This is a genomic window from Amycolatopsis sp. NPDC057786 (genome assembly GCF_042797905.1).
Lineage (GTDB): Bacteria > Actinomycetota > Actinomycetes > Mycobacteriales > Pseudonocardiaceae > Amycolatopsis.
The window spans coordinates 1-20,472 of sequence record NZ_JBHVKW010000025.1 but is presented as its reverse complement, the minus strand read 5'-3'; the positions used below and the strand labels follow the sequence as shown (position 1 = coordinate 20,472).

At 69.2% G+C, this 20,472-nt stretch carries 21 protein-coding genes; 6 read left to right on the top strand and 15 right to left on the bottom strand.

The window, feature by feature from the left end:
- Nucleotides 1-2: 2 nt before the first annotated feature.
- Entirely contained in the window at nt 3-1,073 is a 1,071-nt protein-coding gene (locus ACFVM3_RS16165) for a PAS domain S-box protein (protein ID WP_378439384.1), read from the bottom strand.
- 32 nt (nt 1,074-1,105) lie between these two features.
- The gene (locus tag ACFVM3_RS16160) at nt 1,106-1,789 is read right to left on the bottom strand and encodes a response regulator (RefSeq protein WP_378439382.1); all 684 of its coding nucleotides are present in this window, start codon (nt 1,787-1,789) and stop codon (nt 1,106-1,108) included.
- Between the two features lie 305 nt (nt 1,790-2,094).
- Between ACFVM3_RS16160 and ACFVM3_RS16155 the strand changes: the two genes are divergently transcribed.
- Nucleotides 2,095-2,343, top strand: coding sequence for a hypothetical protein (locus ACFVM3_RS16155; RefSeq protein WP_378439380.1), 249 nt, complete (start codon nt 2,095-2,097; stop codon nt 2,341-2,343).
- A gap of 15 nt (nt 2,344-2,358) precedes the next feature.
- Here ACFVM3_RS16155 and ACFVM3_RS16150 read toward each other — a convergent pair whose 3' ends face one another.
- The 7 genes from ACFVM3_RS16150 to ACFVM3_RS16120 all read right to left on the bottom strand — a co-directional run bounded on the left by ACFVM3_RS16150 (nt 2,359) and on the right by ACFVM3_RS16120 (nt 7,795).
- Nucleotides 2,359-2,913 (bottom strand): hypothetical protein, encoded by a 555-nt coding sequence (locus ACFVM3_RS16150; protein WP_378439378.1) that lies wholly within the window; start codon nt 2,911-2,913, stop codon nt 2,359-2,361.
- 147 nt (nt 2,914-3,060) lie between these two features.
- Nucleotides 3,061-3,759: a GAF and ANTAR domain-containing protein gene (locus tag ACFVM3_RS16145; RefSeq protein ID WP_378439376.1), complete on the bottom strand. Its 699-nt coding sequence runs from the start codon at nt 3,757-3,759 to the stop codon at nt 3,061-3,063.
- A gap of 116 nt (nt 3,760-3,875) precedes the next feature.
- Nucleotides 3,876-4,736 carry a spermidine synthase gene (locus ACFVM3_RS16140; protein WP_378439374.1) on the bottom strand — a complete coding sequence of 287 codons (861 nt, stop codon included), beginning with the start codon at nt 4,734-4,736 and terminating at the stop codon, nt 3,876-3,878.
- Nucleotides 4,736-5,107: an adenosylmethionine decarboxylase gene (gene speD / locus ACFVM3_RS16135; protein WP_125683252.1), complete on the bottom strand. Its 372-nt coding sequence runs from the start codon at nt 5,105-5,107 to the stop codon at nt 4,736-4,738. Before speD ends, ACFVM3_RS16140 begins: the two co-directional genes overlap by 1 nt.
- Nucleotides 5,097-6,239: a type III PLP-dependent enzyme gene (locus tag ACFVM3_RS16130; protein WP_378439372.1), complete on the bottom strand. Its 1,143-nt coding sequence runs from the start codon at nt 6,237-6,239 to the stop codon at nt 5,097-5,099. The genes speD and ACFVM3_RS16130 overlap by 11 nt, the downstream gene beginning before the upstream one ends.
- Before the next feature lie 44 nt (nt 6,240-6,283).
- Nucleotides 6,284-6,472, bottom strand: coding sequence for a hypothetical protein (locus ACFVM3_RS16125; protein ID WP_378439370.1), 189 nt, complete (start codon nt 6,470-6,472; stop codon nt 6,284-6,286).
- Between the two features lie 138 nt (nt 6,473-6,610).
- Nucleotides 6,611-7,795: an MFS transporter gene (locus ACFVM3_RS16120; RefSeq protein ID WP_378439369.1), complete on the bottom strand. Its 1,185-nt coding sequence runs from the start codon at nt 7,793-7,795 to the stop codon at nt 6,611-6,613.
- Between the two features lie 93 nt (nt 7,796-7,888).
- Here ACFVM3_RS16120 and ACFVM3_RS16115 point away from each other — a divergent pair, with 93 nt between their 5' ends.
- Both ACFVM3_RS16115 and ACFVM3_RS16110 read left to right on the top strand, forming a co-directional pair.
- Nucleotides 7,889-8,392 carry an Lrp/AsnC family transcriptional regulator gene (locus tag ACFVM3_RS16115; protein WP_378439367.1) on the top strand — a complete coding sequence of 168 codons (504 nt, stop codon included), beginning with the start codon at nt 7,889-7,891 and terminating at the stop codon, nt 8,390-8,392.
- A 145-nt stretch (nt 8,393-8,537) separates the two neighbouring features.
- Nucleotides 8,538-10,922, top strand: coding sequence for an ATP-binding cassette domain-containing protein (locus ACFVM3_RS16110; protein WP_378439366.1), 2,385 nt, complete (start codon nt 8,538-8,540; stop codon nt 10,920-10,922).
- 41 nt (nt 10,923-10,963) lie between these two features.
- Here the strand turns inward: ACFVM3_RS16110 and ligD are convergent, their stop codons facing one another.
- Nucleotides 10,964-11,902, bottom strand: a complete 939-nt coding sequence (gene ligD, locus ACFVM3_RS16105) for a non-homologous end-joining DNA ligase (protein ID WP_378439364.1) — start codon at nt 11,900-11,902, stop codon at nt 10,964-10,966.
- A gap of 53 nt (nt 11,903-11,955) precedes the next feature.
- On the opposite strand from ligD, the gene ACFVM3_RS16100 reads away from it, so the two are divergent.
- A complete protein-coding gene (locus ACFVM3_RS16100; RefSeq protein WP_378439362.1) occupies nt 11,956-12,636 on the top strand; it encodes a TetR/AcrR family transcriptional regulator in 681 nt (226 codons plus the stop codon).
- On the opposite strand, the gene ACFVM3_RS16095 is transcribed toward ACFVM3_RS16100, so the two are convergent.
- A complete protein-coding gene (locus ACFVM3_RS16095; protein ID WP_378439360.1) occupies nt 12,575-12,910 on the bottom strand; it encodes a sporulation protein in 336 nt (111 codons plus the stop codon). The two genes, ACFVM3_RS16100 and ACFVM3_RS16095, sit on opposite strands and share 62 nt — an antisense overlap.
- Nucleotides 12,911-12,915: 5 nt before the next feature.
- Nucleotides 12,916-13,575 (bottom strand): GntR family transcriptional regulator, encoded by a 660-nt coding sequence (locus ACFVM3_RS16090; RefSeq protein ID WP_340681564.1) that lies wholly within the window; start codon nt 13,573-13,575, stop codon nt 12,916-12,918.
- A gap of 103 nt (nt 13,576-13,678) precedes the next feature.
- Between ACFVM3_RS16090 and ACFVM3_RS16085 the strand changes: the two genes are divergently transcribed.
- Nucleotides 13,679-14,479, top strand: coding sequence for a carbon-nitrogen hydrolase family protein (locus tag ACFVM3_RS16085; protein WP_378439358.1), 801 nt, complete (start codon nt 13,679-13,681; stop codon nt 14,477-14,479).
- Nucleotides 14,480-14,615: 136 nt separating this feature from the next.
- On the opposite strand, the gene ACFVM3_RS16080 is transcribed toward ACFVM3_RS16085, so the two are convergent.
- The 3 genes from ACFVM3_RS16080 to ACFVM3_RS16070 form a co-directional block, all read right to left on the bottom strand.
- The gene (locus tag ACFVM3_RS16080; RefSeq protein ID WP_378439356.1) at nt 14,616-15,911 is read right to left on the bottom strand and encodes an alpha/beta hydrolase family protein; all 1,296 of its coding nucleotides are present in this window, start codon (nt 15,909-15,911) and stop codon (nt 14,616-14,618) included.
- Nucleotides 15,908-18,229, bottom strand: a complete 2,322-nt coding sequence (locus tag ACFVM3_RS16075; protein WP_378439354.1) for a penicillin acylase family protein — start codon at nt 18,227-18,229, stop codon at nt 15,908-15,910. Before ACFVM3_RS16075 ends, ACFVM3_RS16080 begins: the two co-directional genes overlap by 4 nt.
- Before the next feature lie 96 nt (nt 18,230-18,325).
- Nucleotides 18,326-18,904, bottom strand: a complete 579-nt coding sequence (locus tag ACFVM3_RS16070; RefSeq protein ID WP_378439352.1) for an ArsR/SmtB family transcription factor — start codon at nt 18,902-18,904, stop codon at nt 18,326-18,328.
- Nucleotides 18,905-19,154: 250 nt separating this feature from the next.
- Between ACFVM3_RS16070 and ACFVM3_RS16065 the strand changes: the two genes are divergently transcribed.
- A complete protein-coding gene (locus tag ACFVM3_RS16065; protein WP_378439350.1) occupies nt 19,155-20,348 on the top strand; it encodes a lytic transglycosylase domain-containing protein in 1,194 nt (397 codons plus the stop codon).
- The last annotated feature ends 124 nt before the right edge of the window (nt 20,349-20,472 follow it).

Below are 20,472 nucleotides of genomic sequence, written 5' to 3'. Positions count from 1 at the left end.
GACTACCCGCGGGGAGGGCCCAGCGGAATCCAGAAGGCCACCGTCGTACCTTCGCCGGGTCTGCTGGAGATCCGAAACCAGCCTTGCGCCGCTTCGGCACGTTCACGCATCGACGCCATGCCGATGTGCTCACCCGACAACGATTCGTGCGCGCTCTCGCCGTCCGCCTTCATCCCATCGCCGTCGTCCGCGACCGTCACCAGCAGCCCGCCGTCCTGTCCGGTCAGCGAGACCACGACGGAGGTGGCGTTCGCGTGTTTACGCACGTTCACCAGGGCCTCCTGCAGGATCCTGAAGGCGGTGACCACGAGGTCTGGCGGCGGTTCGACGGCGAGGTCGTGCCGCAGTGTGCAGTCGAGCCCCCAGCCCGCGACGACCTCGTGGAGGTAGTCACGGACGGAAGCGACCAGGTCTTCGTCGTTCAGCGCGGGCGGCCGCAATTGGGCGACGAGGATCCGCAAGCGTCGGATCGCCCCTTGGATCGCTTCGTCGAGTTGCCTCAAAGCGGGATCCCGCCGTTGCGCGGCGAGCATCTGCAACCGCATGCTCACCGCGATCATCGACTGAATGGAATCGTCGTGAACATCCCACGCGATACGGCGACGTTCTGTTTCCTGCGCCCGGACCAAATGTGCGAAGGCCAGGCGGCGTTCGGTCCTTTCCTCCAGTGTTTTCCGGCGTTCGGTGAGATCACGGGTGACTTTGCCGAAACCGACGAGCTCGCCTTGTTCGTCCCGCAAGGCGGTGATCACGGTGCTGGCCCAGAACCGTTCGCCGCCGCGCCGGACGCGCCAGCCCTCCTCCTCGTGACTCCCCATCTCGGCGGCGACCAGCAGCTCCGAGGCCGGTTTGCCGTCGGCGACGTCTTTCTCGGTGTAGAAAACGGAGAAATGACGGCCGAGGATCTCGTCCTCGGAATAGCCCTTGATCCGCTCCGCCCCCGGATTCCAGCTGATCACCCTGCCCTCGACGTCCAGCAGGTAAATGGCATAGTCGACGACGCTGTGCATGAACAACCGGAAGAGCACAGCGCTGTGGTGATCAGGCGTCCGTTCCGATGGCGGCATGGCCATAGTGCAGCTTGGCACTCGGATACGACTCCCCGCTACGGCCGTTCGAGGAGGCCATTCTTGCGCGCGTGCGCCACGGCTTCGAGTTTCGAATGGGTCCCGGTCTTCACCAGGATCCGCTGCACGTGATTCCGCACGGTGTTCCGCGCGAGCCGCAGCTCTTCGGCGATGCGGTCGGTTCCCGCGCCTTCGGCGATCATCCCGAGCACCTGTCGTTCCCTCAGGGTGAGTACCGGTCCGAGCCTGCCCTGGCTGCCCGCCAGCATGGCCAGCGCGCCGCTGAGCAGCTCGGGGTCGATGACCACGTCGCCCGCCGCGATGGTCCGGATCGCCGTGACCAGCTCGTCGAGGAGACCGGATTTCAGCAGCAGCCCGGCCCCACCGACCTCCAGGATCCTGGCGGCGATGGCACTGTTCGCGTCGCCGGTCAGCACCAGCACCCTGCTCGACGGCGAGACCGCGCGGAACCCGGCGATCGCCTCGATCCCGTCGCCGTCCGGCAGCCGCCGATCGAGCAGCACGATATCGGGCAGGTGCTCTTCCGCCGCGACCATCCCGTGCGCCAACGACTCCACCGACGCCACCAGGTCGATCTCCGGGAATTCCTCGAAGGCCGCGCCCAGCGCTTCGGCCACCATCTTGTGGTCCTCGACGAGCAGCACCCGAATCGGTCGTGTCTTCGGAGCGGGCACGGGCCGCGGGGAGTTCGGGTTCGGCATGCACCTTCTCCGTCGATCGTGGTCTCGCCTTGACCATTGTCCGGCAGATTCCCGGAAATCGATCCCGTCCACGGCCGCATTCACCCTGGTGCGAACTCGCGTGTCCGGAGCCGGAACACGCGTGATCGGACGCGTAACTCGCGTGATTGAAGGCGGAACACACCCGAAGCGGTCCGCCTGGCGGGCGAGTGGGGTCTTTGTGCCCTCGATGGCACAACCTTCGGCGGTGACCGGAACGGCCTTCGGTGGCCCATCGTCATAGGTGACGACTGCCGGATCGAGCGCGGGGGAAGGGTGACCGGGACGTGACCACGAGGATCTGCGAGACCCGCCGCCGTCCCGGCACGCCCGCCGCCGTCCGCCGGGCACGGGTCGCGGCCGAACTCGAGCGGGTGCCGGAGGGCGTGACGAGGCCCGAAACGTACGCGTCGCTACTCGACGACGTCCTGACCGCGATCCGGCATCTCGACGGCACCGCCTTGGCCACGCGGTGGAACCCGCGGGACCGGCGCGTCCAGCGACTGCGCGGCTGGCTCAGCGGCGCACCCGGCTGACCGGGCAGGCGCCCGTCACACCGGGCGCCACCGGCCGATGTCGGACTCCATCGGCACGATCCGGGTCAGCGACGAGCGGATCTTCAGTTCCCTCGCCCTGTCCCTGCCCTGGGTCCCGCGAGGCGCGTACGGGTAAAAAGTGCCGCGCTCCCGGCGATAGACCATGGTCAGCTTGGGGTGGCGCATATCCGGCAGCTCGGCGAAGTCGACCGTCGTGTGCAGCAACCAGGACGCGAACCCGGCCTGTGCCAGCCGCTCGTTGACGTCGGCGAGGTCGCCGAGCAACCGGCCGAGGTCGCCGTTCTCCCGCCAGCACCGGACGATCGTCCGCCCGAGCCCGTCGTGATCGACCACGTTGCGCCGGACGGGATCCCCGGCGAGCCCGGCGACGAACTCCGCCTCCGTCCCCTCGCCCGGACGGCCTTCCGCGACGAAGCAGACCGTCCCCGATCCGGTGGGCGCCAGCCCATACCCGGACCGCAGCGTCACCGCCGCGGACCTCAACTCCAGCAACGGAAGCAGGCTCGGCCGCACCGACCGGCTCCTCCGAAGACTTCCCAGCAACGCCATGACTTCACCGCACCCTTCTGCCGCGTGAAGCCTTTCCGACCACGCCGTCGCGTCCTAGGGCCGCACGGTCGCGCGTTGTCCGGGACAAGTCCCCGGTTCCGGTGACCAACGGCCCTACCAGCCTCGCCTGCCCCTTTCCGGCAGCCGTCACCGGTCTCGCGGCCCGAGTTCCGGTGCGTCCAGCGTGCCGTCGACGACGCCGCGCGCGACCTCCGACAGCTTCCTGTTCGCACCGCGGGCGAAAGAACGCAAGCGATGGAAGGCGGTGCCGACATCGACACCGGCGCGTTCGGCGAGCATGCCTTTCGCCTGTTCGACGACGATCCGGCTGTCGAGCGCGGCCTGCAACTGCTCCGAAAGCGACCGGTAGTGCCGCAATTCCCGCTGCTGCAGGAGACACAACGTCGCGACGTCGGCGAGCGCCCGGCCAAGACGGCGGTCTTCGGCGCTCAGGACCGTGGTTTCGGCACTGAGGAAGGCGATCGCGCCGACGGTTTCGTCCGTCGTGCGCAACGGGAGGGCGGAAACCGCGGCAAAACCCTTCCCCGCCATTTTGGCGGCGTAACCCGGCCAGCGCGAAGCCTCCGCGGAAAGGTCGCGGACGGCGATGTCGCTCCCGGTTTCGAACGACTCGCGCGCGGGCCCTTCCTCCACCACCGCGGGATGACGTTCGAGTTCGAGACCCGGCAGGAAGACCTCGGTGGAATCGATCGGCAGCAGCCGCGCGCATTCGCTGGACAAGGTGTCCACCACCCGGTCCGGTCCAAGGTCTTCCGTGACACTCGCGGTCAAACTCGCGAAGGCGGCACAGACCGCGGGCTCCCGGTCCGCTCGCCAGCTGCTCACCCGAGCGATTCTGGCCCCCACCGCGACCAGCGGCAACGACCAGATGGAGGATCCTGTACCGGCGGCGTCACGCACCGCGACGACCGTTGATCTCGGCTGGATAACGGCGAGCGGGCTCAGTGCCGCCGCAAGGAAAACGGCGGGACCGTGTTCGCCCTCAGCGCCTCTTCGTCCATTGTGGACTCACCGATTCCCACCTTGCCGATCTTTTCCGCGACGAGCGCGCCGGGATCTTCGAGCGCGTCAGCCCTGCCGCTCAGGAACGCCCACTCGTGCTCGTCCGAACCGTAGTAGAGAACGGTCCCGAACGACTCGCCGAACCGGCGCCACGCCGTGATCAACGTCTGGTTGCGCCACAGCGTCGGGCAGCCCGCCTGGCACCCGACCACTCCGCCGTCGGTGAGCAACGCCGTGCACCGGGCCAGGAAATCGGTACCGTACAACCGGTTGTGCTGCGCCTCCGGATCGTCGTTCTCGTCCGGCAGGTCGATCACGACCACGTCGTAGGAGTCCCCGCGCTCACGCGCCTCGGCGAGGAATTCCCAGCCGTCGCGGTAGTGGATCCGGATCTTCCCCTCTCCGCGCTCGGCACGGGCCAGATCGTCGAGCGTGTAGCCGTAGGGAAGATGTTCGGCGCAGGCCCGCACCGCTTCGGCGTCGATGTCGACGTGATCGACCACCTCGGCGCCCGCGGCGACCGCGAGTTCGGAGGCGACCCCTTCGCTGGAGCCGATGATCAGCACCCGCTCGACGCGCTCGGCGAGCAGCAGCGAGGGGACCATCAGCGCCTCGTGGTAGACGAGCTGGCTCAGTTCGGTGCTCTGCCGTTCGTCGTCGCAGAACAGGGAGATCCCTTGCGCGGTCCGTCCGATGAGGACGTTCTGGAACGCGGTGCGGCCCTCGAACAGGACCTCCTCGACGTCCCAGTTCCGGGTGAGCCCCGCGCCCATCGGCTCGACGATCACTCGCTGCGCCATCAGTTCTCTCCTCGTTCCACGGTGGACATCCGGACGGTACCGGCGCCCAGCATCTTCGCCAGCAACGCGACCGCGCGTTCCGGATCCGCCCGGTCCCCGCAGGTGAACACGTCCACGAACACCGAGCCGATCTCCGGATAGGTGTGCACCGACGCGTGCGATTCCGCCAGCAGCGCGAGCACGGTGACCCCTTGCGGGGCGAAGGAATGCGACACGACTTCGCAGACAGTCGCGCCCGCCTCGGTCACCGCTTCGGCGAGCGTCTTCTTGAGGAGCACGGCGTCGTCGAGCAACGACGGCTCGATCCCCTCGAACTCCGCGAGTACGTGGCGGCCAGCGAACCGGCCGACGAGTGGTACTTCACCCGGCATCGGCGAACCTCCCCACACAATAGGTACGCAACGGCTCGATTCCGTTGAACGCGACGGACGAATAGCTGGCGGTGTACGCCCCGGTGCCCGGGATGTCCAGCCGGTCGCCAGCCTTCAACGACAGCGGCAGGGCGCACGGCGTCCGCTGGTAGAGCACGTCGTCACCATCGCAGGTCGGCCCGGCGAGGACCACCGGTCCTTGCGGTCCCTTGACGCCGACGGCCTCCAGCCGATACGCGACGGCTTCGTTCTCGCACTCCGCCATTCCGTTGTACCTGCCGACGTCGAGGTAGACCCAGCGGCGTTCGTCGGCGGCGGCGCGGGTCGTCACCAGGACGACCTCGGTCCTGATGAGCCCGGCGTCGCCGACGATCACGCGCCCCGGCTCCAGCAGCAGCTCCGGCCCCGGCAGATGCTCGCGGCGGGCGTCGTGGATCACCGCGGCGTAGTCCGTCAGCGACGGCACGGGCTCCCGGTGTTCGGTGGCGAACCCGCCGCCGATGTTGAGCCGCTCCAGTACGACGCCCGCGTCGGCGGCGACCTTGGCCGCGGTCGCGATCCCGATCTCCCAGGCGGCCGGATCCGGCTGCTGCGAGCCGACGTGGAACGCGATTCCCGGCCGCAGGCCGGCTTCCGCGACCTGGCGGAGCAGGGCGGCGGCCACCGCGGGCTCGCAGCCGAACTTGTGGCCGAACGGCGTGACCGAGTCCGGACCGCCGGTCAGGAGGCGGACCGAGACCAGCGAACCGGGCGCGTGCTCGCCCAGATTCGCCAGATCACCGGCGGAATCCGTGGTGAATTCACGGACTCCGCGCTCGTACGCGAAGGCGATGTCCGCCGGTTTCTTGATCGTGTTGCCGTAGGCCAGGTCCGCCGCCCGCGCGCCATGGGACAGGCACAGCTCGATCTCGGCCGTGCCAGCCACGTCGAACCCCGCACCGGTCGACGCCACGGCGTCGAGCACCTCGGGAGCCGGATTCGCCTTGACCGCGTAGCGGATCAGCGCGTCCGGGAACGCCGCCGACACCGCGGCCGCGCGCTCCGCGACCAGGTCGGTGTCGACGACCAGGCACGGTGTCGGCGGCTCGCGGTCCGCCAGGAAGGCGCGGATCCGGTTCAGGCTTGCGGTCACACGCCCCAGGGTGTCAAAGCCCGATCACCGGCCCGGAACCCGGGTCACGCCCGGGAGTCACTCGAAGACTGCTCCGGCAGTTCCACGCCGTGCTCGGCGGCCAGTCGCTCCAGGTTGGCCAGATCGGCGCCGACGGCCGACGCCCTGTCCTCGTCCGAGGCCTGCTTGGCGATCTGGACGTCCTCCCTCGCCTGCCGTACCCGGTCCCGCAGATTCACCGCGAACTCGCTCATCGTGCACCCCCGATCTCCCGCACCTTGTCTGCTTTCACCCTAGGACCCTCCGAATCGGTCACCCACGTGATCTGCGTCATCACGGGTTCGTTCGTGTCGGAGTGAAGCAGTATGACGGCACGCCCCGGGTTTCGCAGATCAGCGGAGCCCTGCCTTTTCGGTGGGTTCCGGCGCGGCCGCCCGGCGGCCGATCACCGCGAGCGGGACGAGAGCGCACAGTCCGCCCGCGACCGCGACCAGAACGTATCCGCCGAGGCCGAACAGCTGCCCGGCGAGCAGGCTCGCCGCGGCCGAGGTCCCCCAGACGAAGGCGTCGACAGTGCCTTGCGCCCTCGTCCGCTGGGCAGGCGGGAGATCGCGGCTGAGCATGCTGCTGCCGCCGACGAACACCAGGTTCCAGCCGTAGCCCAGCAGGAACAGCGCGACCGGGATTCCCACGTGATGCGAAGCGGGAGCGGCGATGACGGTCATCGCCGCGACGGCGAGCGTGCCGATCCCGCCGAAGATGGTCGCGCGGCCGCCCCAGCGGTCGGCGATCCAGCCGGACAGCGGTGCCAGCGCGAACATCCCGACCAGATGGGCGCTCAGCACCCAGCCGACGACGTCGAGGCCCTGACCGTGCTGGTGCAGCTGGACCGGCGTCATCGTCATCACCGCCACCATGGCCAGCTGCGCGCCGACCATCGCCACGAGCGGACCGAGGATCACCGGGTTCCGCACGGACATCCGCTCCCGCCTCGGCACCCCCTCCGCCGGGGCGGCGAGGCCGCGCGGCAGGGTGGCGACGGCGACCACGGCGATGGCGACGACGATCGCGCCCGCCACGATCGGGCCGGACAGCGCGGGCAGGTCCGCGGCTTCCGCCCTCGCCGCGGCCGGTGCGATCAGTGCGGGCCCCGCGACCGCGCCGACCGTCCCCGCCCAGACCATTGTGGACAGTGCGAACCCCTTGCGGTGCTCGGGCGACAGGTCGGCGGCCGTGTACCGGGACAACTGCGCGCCGCTGTTGCCGAAGCCGATCAACGGCATCCCCGCCACCAGCGCGAGCACGGATCCGCCGAGCACACCGGCGAACGAGATCAGCGCGCCCGCCACCGCGGCGCCGTACATCAGCACCAGGACGAGCCGCCTGCCGTAGCGGGCGGCCAGTGCCCCCGACCACAGCGAACCCGCCGCGGAACCGAGTACCAGGACGGCGTTCGGCAATCCACTCCACGCGGCGCCGGCGTGCTCGACCACGATCAGCGCGGCCGTGGTGGACAGGCCGACGACCGCGGTACTGAGACAGGCGACGCCCATGAAGAGCGCGAACATCGGTTTCATGCTTCAAACCTAAGGATTCCGGACGCCGCGGCGAATAGGCTGACGAAGGCCTCGCCGGGGTGCGAGGCGCATCATGGAAGGAATCCGGGCGCGATGACCTTACGATCGGAAAGGGCGCTGGACGACCTCGACTGGCGGCTCCTCGAAACGCTCCAGAGCGACGGGCGGCTCTCGTTCAAGGAACTCGGCCGCCGCGTGAACCTCTCCGCCCCGGCCGTCGCCGAACGGGTCCGGCGGCTGGAGGAGGCGGGCGTGATCACGGGGTACCGGGCCCAGGTCGACGCCCGCCGCGCCGGGTACGACCTCCAGGCGTTCGTCGAGATGCGCTGCTCGCTCGGCAGCTGCCTGCTGCGCACCAGCAAGTCGGAGGACTACCCCGAGGTGGTCGAGCTGCACCGGCTCAGCGGCGACCGCTGCACCATGCTGAAGGTGCGGGCCGTCTCGCTCGAACACCTCGAAGGCCTCTTCGAACGGCTGGGCAAACACGGCGAGATCCGGTCGTCGGTGGTGCTGTCGACCCAGTACGAGGGCAGGCCGGTCGGCCCGCCGGTCGAGGACTACCTGAAGGCGACGAAGAGCGAGGGCTGGAGCGTCTGAACGTCACCGGTCAGGAATCGAGAAGCGACGGGGGCCACGTTCACCTAGCGTGATCGTCGGCGAGGCAGAACGCCTCGAAGCTGGTTAGATCTAGCCGGTGAGGCTGACGGAACGTACACGCGGCCCACATGAGGATGGAGAGAAGATGCGCAAGACCACCAGGCCGCGGCCGCCCGAGCAGCACCCCGCCGACAGCCACGACCTGATCCGCGTGCTGGGCGCGAGCGAGAACAACCTCAAGAACGTCGCCGTCGAGCTGCCGAAGCGACGGCTGACGGTGTTCACCGGGGTTTCCGGATCGGGCAAGAGCTCCCTGGTCTTCGACACGATCGCCGCCGAGTCGCAGCGGCTGATCAACGAGACGTACAGCACCTTCGTGCAGGGCTTCATGCCGACGCTGGCCCGGCCCGAGGTCGACGTGCTCGACGGCCTGACCACCGCGATCATCGTCGACCAGCAGCGGATGGGCTCCGACCCGCGCTCCACGGTCGGCACCGCCACCGACGCCCACGCCATGCTGCGCATCCTCTTCAGCCGGCTCGGGAAGCCGCATATCGGCTCGCCTCAGGCGTTCTCCTTCAACGTCGCGTCGATCTCGGGCGCCGGCGCGGTGACCGTCGAGAAGGGCGGGCGGACCACGAAGGAACGCCGGGAGTTCAGCATCACCGGCGGCATGTGCGCCCGCTGCGAGGGCCGGGGGAAGGTCAACGACATCGACCTCACCGCGCTGTACGACGACACGAAGTCCCTCAACGAGGGCGCGCTGACGATCCCCGGCTTCTCCATGGACGGCTGGTACGGCCGCATCCTGCGCGGCTGCGGCTTCTTCGACCCCGACAAGCCGATCAAGAAGTACACCAAGCGGCAGATGAACGACCTGCTCTACAAGGAGCCGGTCAAGCTCAAGATCGAGGGCATCAACCTGACCTACTCGGGGCTGATCCCGACGATCCAGAAGTCGTTCCTGTCCAAGGACCGCGAGGCGATGCAGCCGCATATCCGCGCGTTCGTCGACCGCGCGGTCACCTTCGCCGTCTGCCCGGAATGCGACGGGAGCAGGCTCAGCGAACTCGCGCGGTCGTCGAAGATCAAGCGGATCAACATCGCCGACGCCTGCAAGATGCAGATCAGCGACCTCGCCGACTGGGTCCGCGGCCTCAAGGAGCCGTCGGTGGCGCCGCTGTTGGAGAAGCTCCAGCACACTCTCGACTCCTTCGTCGACATCGGGCTCGGCTACCTCTCCCTGGACCGGCCGTCCGGCACGCTTTCGGGTGGTGAGGCGCAGCGCACGAAGATGATCCGGCACCTGGGCTCCTCGCTCACCGACGTCACCTACGTCTTCGACGAGCCGACCATCGGGCTGCACCCGCACGACATCCAGCGGATGAACAACCTGCTCCAGCAGTTGCGGGACAAGGGCAACACGGTGCTGGTCGTCGAGCACAAGCCGGAGACCATCGCCATCGCCGACCACGTCGTCGACCTCGGGCCCGGCGCGGGAACCGCGGGCGGGACGATCTGCTTCGAGGGCACCGTCGAAGGCCTGCGCGCGAGCGACACCATCACCGGCAGGCACCTCGACGACCGGGCGTCGCTCAAGGACAGCGTCCGCAAGCCGACCGGCAAACTGGAGATCCGCGGCGCGGACCGCCACAACCTCCGGAACGTGGACGTCGACGTCCCGCTCGGCGTCCTCTGCGTGGTCACCGGTGTCGCGGGCTCCGGCAAGAGTTCGCTGATCCACGGCTCGATCCCCGCCGCCGAGGGCGTGGTCTCGGTCGACCAGACCCCCATCCGCGGCTCTCGACGGAGCAACCCGGCCACCTACACCGGCCTGCTCGAACCGATCCGCAAGGCCTTCGCCAAGGCCAACGGGGTGAAGCCGGCGCTGTTCAGCGCCAACTCCGAGGGTGCCTGCCCGAGCTGCAACGGCGCGGGCGTCATCTACACCGACCTCGGCATCATGGCGGGCACCGCGACCACCTGCGAGGAATGCGACGGCAAGCGGTTCCAGGCGTCGGTGCTGGAGTACACCTTCGGCGGCAAGAACATCAGCGAAGCGCTCGAAATGCCGGTCTCCGAGGCCGTGAAGTTCTTCGGCGAGGGCGACGGGCGCATCCCGGCCGCGCACGCCATCCTCAGCAGGCTCGACGACGTCGGGCTCGGCTACCTCAGCCTCGGCCAGCCGCTCACCACGCTCTCCGGCGGCGAGCGGCAGCGGCTGAAGCTCGCGACGCATATGGGCGACAAGGGCGGCGTCTACGTCCTCGACGAGCCGACCACCGGTCTGCACCTCGCCGACGTCGAGAACCTGCTCGGCCTGCTGGACCGGCTCGTCGACTCCGGTAAGTCCGTGATCGTGATCGAGCACCACCAGGCGGTCATGGCGCACGCCGACTGGATCATCGACCTCGGCCCCGGCGCCGGTCACGACGGCGGCAAGATCGTCTTCGAGGGCACGCCGTCCGACCTCGTCGCGAGCGCTTCGACGCTCACCGGCGAACACCTGGCGGCCTACGTCGGCAAGTGAGCCTCGCCCCTCCCGCATTTAGTCCTCTAAATGCGGGGAGGTCACTCGCCGTCGGTGTCGAGGCCTTCCCGGTCCGCCCACTCGAGCAGGGTATCGAGCGAGTACGCCGTGTCGTCGATGCCCGCGTGCAGGTCGCCGAATTCGGCGAAGCGCGCGGGCACGGTGGCGATGGTGAACTCACGCGGTTCGACGTCGTCGATCTCGTCCCACCGGATCGGCGTCGAGACGACGGCTTCGGGCACGCCGCGAACCGAGTACGCGCTCGCGATGGTGTGGTCGCGCGCGTTCTGGTTGTAGTCCACGAACAGCTTCGACGGGTCGCGGTCCTTGCGCCACCAGGTGGTGGTGACCTCGTCGGGCAGCCGGCGCTCGACCTCGTGCGCGAAAGCGAGCGCCGCCCGGCGGACCTCCTGGAAACCCCAGCGTGGCTCGATCCGCACGTAGACGTGCAGGCCGTGCCCGCCCGAGGTCTTCGGCCAGCCGGTGATCCCGAGTTCGTCCAGGATCTCGCGGACGGTGTGGGCGACCTTCCGCACGGTGGAGAACGGGCAGTCGGGCATCGGGTCGAGGTCGATCCGCCATTCGTCGGGGCGTTCCGTGTCGGCGCGGCGGGAGTTCCACGGGTGGAACTCGACGGTCGACATCTGCACCGCCCAGACCACGTCCGCCGGATGGGTGACGCACAGTTCGTAGGCGTGCCTGCCGGAGGGGAAGTCGACGCGGACGGTCTGCAGCCAGTCGGGAGCACCGTTCGGCACCCGCTTCTGATGGACCTTCTCCCCCGACACACCGGACGGGAACCGGTGCAGCATGCACGGCCGTTCCCGCAGCGCCCGCACGATCCCGTCGCCGACGGCGAGGTAGTACCGGACGAGGTCGAGCTTGGTCTCGCCGCGTGCCGGGAAGTAGACACGATCCGGGTTCGAGACGCGCACCGTCCGGTCGCCGACCTCGATCTCCACCGCCGAGCTTTTCGCCATACAGGGAAACTAACGCGAAAGCCGCCTGTCCGCGCTCTGCCAGGATGAACGACATGGCACCACGGACACGCGCGGAGGCACTGACCCGCGAGCGCATCGTCGAGGCCGCCGTCGAACTCCTCGACGCGGCGGGCGAGCGCGGGCTGACCTTCCGGACGCTGACCGAACGGCTCGCCACCGGCCCCGGCGCGATCTACTGGCATGTGCCGAACAAGGGCGCGCTGCTCGACGCCGCGACCGCGTCCGTCATCGCCACCGCGCTGAGTGTGGTGGCCGAGGGCTCACCGCAGGACGAGATTCGGGCCATCGGACTCGGTCTGTTCGAAGCGATCGAGCGGCACCCATGGCTTTCCCCGCAGCTCGCCCTCCAGCTTTCCCATAGCCCTCGCGGTTCGGTGACGCCGCGGATCTTCGAAAGCATCGGACAGCGGGTCAGCGCGCTCGGCGTCCCCGAAACCACCTGGTTCACGGCGACGTCGGCGCTGGTGCACTACATCTTCGGCGCCGCGGGCCAAAACGCCGCGAACGCCAGGGTGCTCGGGCCAGGGATGGACCGCGCCGAATTCCTCCACGCCGCGGCGGACGCCTGGGAAGAACTCGATCCCGGCGAGTTCCCCTTCCTCCGGGCAGTGGCCGCCGAGGCGCGCGATCACGACGACCGGACGCAGTTTCTCATCGGGATCGATCTGATCCTCGCCGGGATGACCGGCGCCGGTGGATCGCGGCGACCATGACCGCGAACACCGCTCCGAGGAGGGTCACGTCCACCGCCGGGACCCAGCGCACCTCGCCGCCCTTGAGGACGTAGGCGCCAACGGGCCTCGCGGCGAGGATGAAACCGCCACCCTCACCTTCCTTGTCCTGTTCGGAGCCGTGCCCGCCGCCTCCGCCGCCGATCACCCTCGCGGCCGGGATGATCACGACGCCGTCCTTCTCGACGGGCTCGCCGTAGACACGGCGGACGGTGAGGTTGTCGCGCATGACGCCGACGACCTTTTCGAGTCCCATCGAGGTCAGCCTTCCTGTGGCAGCGCCGACATCACTTCGGACACCGGGCGCAGATGCTCCTCCAGTAACCGTGAGGCCTCTTTGACGTCGTGGGCGTTCAACGCGGCGACCAGCGCCCGGTGTTCCTCGTTGATGACCGTCAGCCGTTCCGGGCGCGCCTCCAGCGCGCGGACCGTGACCCGCTGCTGCCGTGAACGGAGCGTGTCGTACAGCTCGGTCAGGACGGTATTGCCCGCGGCGTTCACGATGGCGCGGTGGAACCGGCGGTCGAAACCCGAAACGGCGAACCAGTCGCGTTCGGCGCCGGAGCTCGCCATCGCTTCGATGAGCTCCGGCAGTTCGGCGGGCGCTCCCGCCCGGTTCGCGCAGAGCGCGGCGATCGCGTGCCCTTCGATCAGTCGCCTGCTCTGGTAGACCTCCTCCAGTTCCCTGGCGGTGACCGTGCGCACCTGGGCGCCCTTGCGGGGCAGGAGACTGATGAACCGCTCGGCCGCCAAGCGGTGGAACGCCTCGCGCACCGGGGTCCTGGAGACGCCGACGACGCCGGAAACCCACATTTCGTCGAGGAAGCGGCCGCCCTCCAGCTCACCCGAGATGATTCCGTCGCGCAGCCACGTGTAGACCCGCTCGCGCGCCGGGCCGCCCCCTTCGGCGGTCACAGTCATCTCGTTCCCCCTCTATTCCCTTACTTTCCGCGACAGAGCCTACACCTGGACCACTCAAGTATCCATCATGTATACAAGAGTTCCACTGATTGGAAGGGGTCCCATGGTGCACGTCGCGGTGGCGCAGTTCGCGCCCGGTAACGACAAACAGGCCAACCTCGCCCGAGTCGCCTCCCTCGTCGGCGAAGCGGCCGACCGCGGTGCGCGGGTGGTCGTCCTGCCCGAGTACTCGCTGTTCACCGTACCGACGATGAGCCGGGAATTCGTGACCTCGGCCGAAGAACTCGACGGGCCCTTCGTCACCGAGCTGCGGGGCCTCGCGAAGGACCGGCAGATCACCGTCGTCGCGGGTATCAACGAAGCACTCCCCGGCGGCGAGCGGATCTCGAACACGCTCGTCGCGGCCGGCCCCGACGGCGCGATCGCCGCGCTCTACCGCAAGCTGCACCTGTACGACGCCTTCGGTTTCCGCGAATCGGAACTGGTCCGGCCCGGCGACATCGAAGCACCGGAGACGTTCGAGGTCGACGGGATCACCTTCGGCCTCCAGACCTGCTACGACCTGAGGTTCCCGGAGGTCACCCGCCGCCTGGTCGACGCGGGCGCGGACGCGGTGCTGCTGCCCGCGGAGTGGATGCCCGGCCCGCTCAAGGAGGACCACTGGACCACCCTGGTCCGGGCCAGGGCGATCGAGAACACGATCTATCTCGTCGCGGCGGGGCAGGCCGCCCCCGCGGGTTCCGGGCACAGCATGATCGTCGACCCGATGGGCGTCGTCGTCGCCTCGCTCGGCGAGCGCACGGGCACCGCGACAGGCGAGGTCTCCGCCGAGCGGATCTCCGAGGTACGCGCCAAGAACCCGGCGCTGGAACTGCGCCGGTTCGCCGTCACCCCGAAGTCCTGAGTATCTTCTGACCCGGAGGTCCGTTCGTGAAGACACGCCCTCGGGCGTGGTGACGCGGCTTCCGTTCGCCTGGGTGCCGGGTGGCCGCCCGGCACCCAGGCTCGTTTCACGGCACCAGCAGTCCCCAGTGGACGGCCTACGGGACGAACAGCACGGTCCCGGCCAGCAGCAGGCCGACCCGGACTCCCCCGCGTTCCTTCTTCCGCCACCACGAAACCGCGGTCACCGCCCCGGCGACGACGACCCCGGCCGCGATCACCTGCAACGCGAGCCACGGCAACGTCCGTCCGAAAAGGACCGGACCCGGCGCCATCGCCGCCCCCGTCGTCAACACGACGTAGTAGACGAGGAATCCCACCGTGCCGAGCAGGCCTGCCGACGCCAGCCAACGGGCAGGCTTGCCGAGCGGGACCTCCTTACGACGGCGGAACAACGCCGTCACCGGATAGGCCGCGAACGCCAGCAACGCCAGCGCCCAGACCCCGATCTGCACCCACGGCGCCTCGTACCAGGCGAGCGGTGCCAGCGCGGCGCTTTGGCTCGCCTGGACCGGAGGCGGATCGGCGGACGGCCCGTGCTTCGCTCCGTTCACCCAGTTCGCGACGAGGTCGAGGTAGCCCGGAGCGAAACCGTCGAGCTTGTCGAAACCATCGGTGGTCGGCCGGAGCCCGTGCTGAGCCTGCGGGAACACCTTCAGCGTGTACTGCCGGTTCCCAGCCCGGTCCAGCGTTTCCCGGAAGATCCGGACGGCCTCGCCGGGCGGGGTGAGCCGATCCAGTTCGCCCCACAGACCGAGCACCGGCTGCCGCACCTTCTCCAGCACCGGAACCGGGTCGTATCCCGCCTCGGGGAACACGCCCGCGCCCGCGAGGGTCCGCATGTTCGTCGACGACACCATGTCCACCATCGAACCGGTGACCCCGCCGCGGCGCAGATAGGTCTCGAAGGTCCACGACTGCTGGCGGTCAGGCGAAACGCCGTTGGCGCCGACGGTGACCACGAACGCGACGTCCTTCGACTTCGACGCCGCCAGCGGCGCGACCCAGCCTCCTTCGCTCAAGCCCCACACGCCGACTCGGGCGGGATCCACCCCAGGATGTGAACGCAGCGCCTCGACCGCCGCGAGAGCGTCGTCGGCCAGGACCGAGTAGTCCCGCTCGAACAGCGAATAGCCCTCGGTCCGCTTGTCGTAGATCAGCGTCGCGATCCCCGCCTTGGCGAAGGATTCCGCCTCGGCGCGGTAGTCGTCCCGGTCGTGTTCGCCGGATCCGTGCACCATGACGATGCCCGGCGCCGGACCGCCGCCCTCCGGCGCGACCACCGTTCCCCGCAGGGTGACCCCGTGGCTGGTGAACGAGACTTCGCCGTCCGGCGCCGCGGCGGGCAGCGGTGATGAGACCGCGACGACGGCCGCGAGCAAGGCGGCGATCATCGCCTGCTCACCCGGACGACCTCCAGCGACGGCGACGCGAGGATGTCCTTCTCGCAGTACCGTTCGGTGACCCACCGCTTGCGCGCGTACAACTCCGTCTGGTCGCTGTGGTGCGCGGAATTCGGGTTCGCGGACTGCGAGTAGGTCAGCAGCGTCGTCGTGTCCGGGCAACCGGTCCCGGTGAACGCCACGACGTGCAGGTACGTCCCGCCGTGCGTGAACTCGGTGTAGCCGCGAGCCGGATCCCACGGCCCGCCCAGGGAGTCGTAGACGCCGCGGCCCGCGGTTCCGCCACCCAGCGGGATCTTCCGGCCGTCACGGACGACGTAGTGGTTGTCGCCGTATGGCGCGTCGAGCGGGATCTTCGCCGCCTGCAACTCCACGACTGCGTCGGAAAGCGCCTTGCGGATCGCCGCGTTACCCGTGTCGAGGGTGTTCGGCGTGTGGACCGGGTCCTTGACGTCGAACGGGACCTTCCAGATCGACGGCCCCAGGCGATCGACGAGTGCCCAGAACCGGTCGAACAGCAGCGCGCCTCGGCTGTCCGCGTCCGAACGGCCGTCCCAAGCCGCCAGCGCGGCGCACGCGGCCTCTATTCCCGGCATCGTGCGGCACATCGCGACGACGTCGGTCCGCACGAGTTCGGCGGCGTGGTCCCGGTGCGAGAACATCAGGTCCCGCATCGCTTGCCCCGTGAAGCCGCCCTTCTTCAGCTGATCGGCGATCTCGACGAAACCGCCCCTTGTCCGCATGTTCTGTTCGTAGCGGACCGGGCCCACGATCCTGGGGAAACCGGTCGTCGCGGCCGCGGGGTTGGGCAGCCAGTAGCTGTCGTTCGAGTTCGCCACGTAGTCGGTGCGGCTCAGGCTCGGCAGGCTGGACGGGCCGAAGACGCCCTGCCGCAGCGCGTCCCTGTCACGGCCCCAAGCGCAGGCTGTCTTGGAACCGTCGAGCACCGCGACGCCGTCAGCCGCGAACATTTCCTTGCCCAATGGGGTGTTGCAGCGCACCGCCTTCTCGTCGGTGACGTGCGGGACCCCGTGGATCTGGCTGAACTCCACCCGGCCGCGGTCGTCGGTGGCGAGGATGTTCATCCACGGCAGCCCTTGGGTCTCGCGGACCGCGCCGATCATCTCCCCCGCCGTCCGGCCGCGGGCGATCGCGAACATCGAGTTGGTCATCCCGAGGTTCGTGGCGTTGGCGTCCGCCATGGCGAACGCGCTCGACGCCGTCCACGGCAGTTCCCGCTGCCCGAGCCGAGTCGTCACCAGGCCGTATCGCGTTGTCCACTGTGGACGTACGACCCGCTCCAGGGTGCCGTCGGCCTTGCGCGACAGGACACTCACGTCGTGGCGGCGCATCCGCTCGGGCTTCCCGTCGACCAGGTACGTCGTCGGCGAGCCGGGCACGAGCTTCAGCTCGAACAGCGTGTACGTGCGCGTCGTGTCGGTGGCGGTTCCGCTCCAGGCGGCGGTTTCGTTGTGCCCCAGCCACATGAGCGGAATGCCGGGGATACCGGCGCCACTGACGTTCAACTTGCCGGGCAGCGTCATCTGCGACTGCCACAGCCTGGTCCCGCTCAGCTGCCACGGCAGGTGCGGGTTGGCCAGCGAGACCCCGCGTCCGTTCGCCGACGCGGCCGAACCGATGGCGATCGCGTTGCTGCCGATCCCGGTCTCCCCGAGCATCTGCTCGGTGCCGCGGCCCGCGGGCGGCGCACCCGGCGACGACGCGGTGATCGAGTCCGCGACGCCGCCCTGTCCGAAGATCATGCCGACCGCGTGGGCGTGCCGGTGGACGTCGAGTTCGGTGATCGGCTTCAGCCAGCCGGCGCCCCGGCAGGCCGGATCGGTGATCTCGCCGGTGCGCAGATACTTGTTGACGCCTTCGACGTAGCCGCGGATCAGTTCGCGGACCTCTCGGTACGGCCCCCGCGGCGCGGGTGCCGACAGGAGTCGCTCGACCACTCCGCTGTCGTTCAGACCTTGGAAGTACAGGTCGCTCGCGAGGTTCGTACTCGCCTGGCTCACCCCGCTCGTCGGCGGCGCGTCCGGCCCCAGCCAGCGGGAACGCTCGGCCCTCGTCGTGACCGCGACGTCCGCGATCGCGCAGATGTTGTCCTTGGCCGCGGCGAACCCCTGCCCGAAGCCCAGGTCCACCCAGTCGTTCGCGACGATATGCGGGATGCCGTATTCGGTGTAGCGGATGGTGGCGTCCGCCCGGGATGCCCCGTCCGGCGGTTGCGCGGCCGTCGCGGTCCCCGCCGCGAGCAGGCTCGCCGTGGCGCAGATGGCCGCGATCCTCTTCCAGAGCAGCATGCTGCTCCCCCTTGTCTGTGGAGTCGTTCGTGAAGACACGCCGTCCGGCGTGGTGACGCGTTGCCGGTGGTCGAGTGGCCGCTCTCCCACCGGTTTTCACTTCCCTTGCCCCACCTCCCCGTCGGCGTCCGGGAACGCCGTCCAGCGCACGAGCACCTTCCGCGCGTCCGGCCCGGGTTCCGGCCGCCAGTAGCGGCGAAGCAGGTCCAGGTAGTCGTCGAAGAACTCCTTGAGCTCTTCGAGGTTCAGATGGACCGAGCCACGGGAGAACACCAGCGCGTCACCCCATTCGCCCAGCTCACCGCGCCGCTCGAGGAAACGCGCCAGCTGTTCGAGATCCTCGGTGAACGCGGCGCGCTGCGCCTCGTCGAACACGGCACGCATCTCGTCGTGCTGCTCGCTGTGCCGAGGCCAGCGGATGTCGCGCGGCCGGGCACGCCACCAGCGCTCCTTGCCGTGCGCGAGTTCCGGCACCTCGTCGACGAACTCGTATTTCGCCAGTTCCCGCAGGTGGTAGCTGGTCGCGCCCGAACTCTCCCCCAGTTCCTTGGCCAGCTTCGTCGCCGTCGCGGGACCGCGGCCCAGCGCCTCCATGATCCGGCGTCGCAGCGGGTGCATCACCGCCTTCAGCACGGCGGCGTCGGCGATCTCTTCGGGTGGCGGCGGACCGGTCATGACACCAAGGTAGCCGTGCAAAGATGATTGTGCAAAGGTCTCTTTGCACACGGTTCAGACCACCCCCGCGGAGCGAGCGAGGATTCTGCTGACGTTTCGGTGAACTCAGCGTGAAATTGACAACTTCACTACGAAGGTCTTGTGCCGGGCGGACGAAAACTCGACAGGTTCGCGGGTTTTTCGTTGCGTCGTCCCCGAAATTCGGTCGTATCGGATAGTTTTGCCCGGAGTCGACCTAGCGGGAGAGAACATGCCGAAGCACCGCCCTCGACAGACGGACAAGTTGTCCGCCCGGCACCGGACGGCCTTCGCGCTCGCCGGTGGCGCGCTCGCCGTCCTGCCCGCGGTCACCGCGTCGGCGGGCCCGGACGCCCCGGTCGCCGCGCCGAAACCGGCCGCGCCGCAGAACCAGGCCGCGGCCTGGCAGCCGCCCGCGGGCACGGTCCCGGAGATCGCCGTCGACGGCAGCCTCCCCCAGCCGCCCACGCCGGACCCGCTGACCGTCCCCGGCTACAGCGGCAACGTCGGCGGCGCGTTCGCGCCGTCGGGCGCGCTCGGCATCCCCGCCAGCATGATGAAGGCCTACAAGAACGCGGCCGACATCCTCGCGAAGGAACTGCCCGGCTGCCACATCGACTGGGCTTTGATCGCGAGTATCGGCCGCATCGAGTCCAATCACGCACGCGGCGGTTACGTCGACGCGAAGGGCAACACCCTCGAACCGATCCTCGGCCCGCAGCTCAACGGCGCCGGGCCGTTCGCCGCCATCTCCGACACCGACGGCGGCAAGTACGACGGTGACACGGTGTGGGACCGCGCCGTCGGCCCGACGCAGTTCATCCCGTCGACGTGGAAGGGCTACGCCTCCGACGGCAACGGCGACGGCGAGTCCAATCCGAACAACATCTACGACGCGACGCTCGCCTCGGGCCGGTACCTCTGCTCCGGCGGTGTCGACCTGACGTCGGAGCAGACCCAGCGCGTGGCCGTGTACCGCTACAACCACTCACTGTCCTATGTGGACACCGTGATCCGCTGGGCGGTCGCCTACCGCGGCGGCGTCGCGACCACGCCGGACAGCCAGGTTCCGGTCGGCGCTCCCGACTCCCAGGACGTCGCCGCCGGCACGCCCGGCGGCGAGGTCCCGGTGCCGACCCTGCCCGGCACTCCCCCGCCGGGCACGACCACCCCGCCGCCGACCTCTCCGCCCGGCACGTCGCTCCCGCCGAGCAGCACCACACCGCCGAGCAGCAGTTCGCCCTCGAAGCCGACCAGCACTCCGCCTTCGTCGACGCCTCCCTCGTCGACACCGCCTTCGAGCACGCCTCCGTCCTCGACGACGCCTCCGCCGTCCAGCAGGTCTTCCGCGCCGCCTGCCTCGACCCCGGCGGGCGACACCGGCGAGACGAGCCCGACCAGTACCACCACTTCCCCCACCGCGTGACGCCCACCAGTCAGGCGCTCACGTGAGTTTCGCGGTGGTATGTCGTGAAGGGCCCCTTTGAGACGATGAAGGTCTCAAAGGGGCCCTTCACGACATAAGAGCAAGACGCCGGGGTGCCAGGACT